3 protein-coding genes are annotated in these 4,129 nt (G+C 48.3%); all 3 read right to left on the bottom strand.

What is annotated here, in order from left to right; genetic code table 11:
* A partial coding sequence (locus Q0231_RS08730) for a Na/Pi symporter (protein WP_299347194.1) occupies positions 1–1,384 on the bottom strand: 1,384 nt, incomplete at its 3' end.
* Positions 1,385–1,391: 7 nt separating this feature from the next.
* Entirely contained in the window at positions 1,392–2,963 is a 1,572-nt protein-coding gene (locus Q0231_RS08725) for an anion permease (RefSeq protein WP_299347192.1), read from the bottom strand.
* Positions 2,964–3,359: 396 nt separating this feature from the next.
* Positions 3,360–4,129, bottom strand: a 770-nt coding sequence (locus Q0231_RS08720; RefSeq protein WP_299347191.1) for a polyheme membrane-associated cytochrome C, incomplete at its 5' end; no start/stop codon positions are given.

Here is a 4,129-nt window from a genome sequence, read left to right as displayed (position 1 = left end):
CACGAACAATTCGCCGAGACACGTCGCGTAACTCGTAAACCCGTGAAGTGACATCTGCAGGCAATTCTCTACCTGTCGCGCGTGTTGAAAACTCCAAAATCGCAGAGTAGAGCGTTTTAACTCGTTGCTCGTAACGCAGGTCAATATCAATTTCGACTGGCTTGTTGCTAGTAGAAACCAAGGCCGCAACGTCTTCTGCATTAAACAGTTCTGTGCGGTGAATATTTAGCCCGTGGGTGATCAATTCAACAGCATTGTCGTAGAGATGTTTCACCTCTTTGCGCAACGCGTTCTCAATCGTATCCGGAAATTCCTCGACGGCATCAGACAAGTATTTTGGCAGACTTAAATCCGTTGCAGGTTCAGCAATCATCCGCTCAATGAACACAATCAATCTCGTCATGAGCGGCAACATGATCGCGACGCCTAAAACGTTAAAAATCGTGTGAAACACTGCTAACTTCAACGCAAAATCATCATCAGCAATACCAACCCATTGACTAACAAAATCAACTGAATCCCTGATCTGGCTGATAAAGATCAGCGCAACTGCGGCGGTAGCGGCATTGAATATCAAGTGCGCCAGAGCCAGCCTCTTGCCTTGATAGTTAGCTGTCAAAGAACCAAGAATTGCGGTGATGGTTGTGCCAATGTTGGCGCCGATTGCGAGCGCTAGCGCGTTTTCATAGGAAATCTGTCCTGAAGCCAAAGCTGTTATGATAAGGACCATCGTTGCATGACTTGATTGCATGACAACCGTAGCCAACGTGCCAACCAGCGTATAAACGATCAACCCCAAAACACCGGTGAGGGCATATTGGATGAGATCGAATGAGTCCCTGAAAGTCTCGAACCCCAGTTTCATATAGTGAATACCAAGGAACAAAAAACCTAACCCGGCAAGCGCATACCCTGCTCCGCGAAGATATTTTGATTTCTGAAAAACCAGAACGACACCGATCGCTAGAAGGGGCATCGCATAGGCCGATATGTTTGCCTTAAGGCCCAGTCCTGCAACCAACCACGCACCAGTGGTTGTGCCGATATTTGCGCCGAAAACTATACCAACGCCTGCCAATAGTGTGATTAGTTCGGCGCTCAGGAACGAAATTGTTATTACTGAAACCAGCGAACTGGACTGCATGAGGGTTGTGGAAACAATCCCAAATAACAGCGACCTTGGAACAGACTTGGTGGCTTGTTCCAGAATACGTTCCAAAAACCCACCACTAAACAGTTTGAAACCATCTTCTAGCATCAGCATGCCAAAAAGGAATATGGCAACACCTGCCGCTATTTGCTGAAAATCAGGACTTATCCAAAACCCAGCAATCAGAATTCCGATTATGAAAGGCAACGCCAGGCGTTTCAATGATGTTTTCATTTATCGCTCATGGCAGCAGAATACCTCGCAAGAGGAAATAGAAAGTTGCAGCCAGCAGCGCTGAAGCTGGTACCGTAATGATCCATGCAGAAACGATTTTTAGCAATGCGGAACGCTTCACCAAATGGCGTTTTAATGCCTTTTGTAGTTCCTTGCGTTGAGCGGCGGAAATAACGGCTTCCGATCCCATTTTCTTCAACTCCTCCAACAGCCGAACTTTGGCCTCTGGCGGGGCATTTTGAAAACTATGCATAACCCTTTCTACTTCAAGAAAATCCGCTTGGCCCTCGTGACTTGCGATCACGTTTTCAACAACCCGCCCCAAACGTTTCTCAAGATATTCTCTTAGAAAACCAACCCCAAACACCGCGCCAAGCGCCACGTGGGTAGAACTGATCGGCATGCCCAATTGACTGGCAACAATAACCGTAATGGCAGCTGCAAGCGCGATACAAAAAGCACGTGAACGGTCCAACTCGGTGATCTCGGACCCCACCGTTCTAATCAATTTGGGGCCAAAAAGAGCAAGACCAACAGCTATCCCCACTGCCCCAATCGCCATAACCCAAAGAGGTATAGCGACTTTTGCGCCACCATTGCCTTCAGTCAAAACATCAACAACACCTGCCAATGGTCCAACTGCATTGGCCACATCATTCGCCCCATGGGCAAAGCTAAGCAACGCAGCAGAAAAAATCAGCGGTATCGTGAACAAACGATTCACGCCATCTCGATCCTGCGTCATAGTTGTTGCTGCCCTGCGAACAATTGGCCTGATGGCAACCCAAACAACCAAGGCAACTCCAAATCCAACGATCAACGCAAACACAAAATCGACCTTGATGACTTTACTTACGCCTTTCAGAAAAAGGTATGTCGTAAAAGCCCACGCCATTATAGCGATCATCCAAGGCACAACGCGCTTTGCAGCTTCAATCGGATCCGCCCTAAAAAACACCAATTTCTTGAGCGCAAACAAGAACCCGGCAGCCACGATGCCCCCAATTACTGGCGAAACAACCCAGCTCAGGGCAATTTTTGCCATGGAATCCCAGTTCACGATTCCCCAACCACCGGCAGCGATGCCCGCCCCCATCACACCGCCAACAATTGAGTGTGTCGTTGACACCGGGGCGCCAAGCCAAGTCGCTGCGTTCAACCAGATCGCAGCCCCCATCAGCGCCCCCATCATCACCCAAACGAAAACGTTCGGATTATTGATATCAGCTGGATCGATGATGCCTTTTTTCACTGTAGAAACGACGTCTCCGCCCGCCAAAAGCGCGCCCCCCGCCTCAAATATCGCAGCAATTATAATCGCGCTGGTCAATGAAAGTGCAAAAGACCCAACCGCTGGCCCAACGTTGTTGGCGACATCATTTGCACCGATATTCATCGCCATATAGGCGCCAATAATTGCCGCTGCGATCAACAGGTAGGATTGTTCTACATGCGCAAAATTGCTGCCTGTGTAGATGACAACGATGACCACAAAAATAGCAGCAGTACCAAATCGCCCGAGTTCTGACCGACTGATGTTCGTTGCCCGCTCAATTTTCAAATAATCTTTGACTTGCACTCATGCGCTCCCCGACGGAATCTCGAACTTTGGATTGGCAAGACAGCAAACCCCTGTCATCCAATGGCGTCGAAAAACTTGGTTCAAATACGATTGCTTCTAGTTGCCGCGTTTATAATGATGTTCTAACCTTTGTGCCATGCGCGAGGTCAAACTAGTTGTGAGCAAAATTCGTTTAGTTCACCGCGTTTGAAAACCATGTTTGTTCAAAATGTCGGCTTACCCCAATTCACAGTTCTCGCTCGCAAAGAACCAATATCCAATTCAGTTTTAGCGCGATTTCATTCGGCTAAAACTGGCCCGCTCATCTTGTCTTATCAGTGCAAATTCAAACCACCGTCGCCATCAGAAAACAGCCATAACCCCGGTAGTTTCAACCGGGGTTATCACGCGTAACTAGGGTCGAACTAGACCTTCTGATGTTGCACCAAGCGGCTCACTCAGACTTTCAATGCTGTCATGAAGCACTTGCAACGCATAATGGGGGTTGTGCGCATATGCGCCTTTGTCTTTTGCGACATACTGATAATTGTAGGCCGCCTTCAACATGCGCGGTGTCCAAGACACATAGCTGTTTGAACGCGTTGCTTCACCCTCGTCAACAACCCCGTTTTCGTTTGTATCGTTAAAGAAATAGGGGTACGTATCTGCGTACAAAACTGGCTTTTTCGTCACTTTGCTCGCATATTCAAACACCATGGATTTGAGCGTCGCGTTAAGGCTGGCAATTTCGTGATAGATTCCTTCTTTTACATCATCATCGCCATCAAAATCTGCTGGTGAGATGCGCATCGCTTTAGGGTCTTCGGTTTGATGGCACGCAACACATTCACTTATTTTAATTTCCAAACTGTGCGGATCGTGACAATCGCTACATTGGGCGAAAGTCGGCACATGTGCAAACCGGTCAACATATGATTTTCCAGGGTATTCATACGCCCCTTTCACTTCAGTGCCGTAAAGCGTGGCAGCTGCAGCCGCATAGTGTGGGTTTAGGAAAGTCAGCTCGGGGTTGATCTCATCTTCCCCTGTATCGCCAACAGCGCGCTGCACACCAATCGACGATTGACGCCCCTGGTGACAAGTTAAACACGTGGCATGCGGTCCAGCATCTGAAACAAACAGCCCCGATGGAAACACGATGCTGTCAATCTCATCAATCCCCT

This window comes from uncultured Maritalea sp., from assembly GCF_937139385.1.
Classification (GTDB): domain Bacteria; phylum Pseudomonadota; class Alphaproteobacteria; order Rhizobiales; family Devosiaceae; genus Maritalea; species Maritalea porphyrae_A.
Note: the sequence above shows the minus strand (reverse complement) of the source record. Positions and strands in the feature narration are given on the sequence as shown.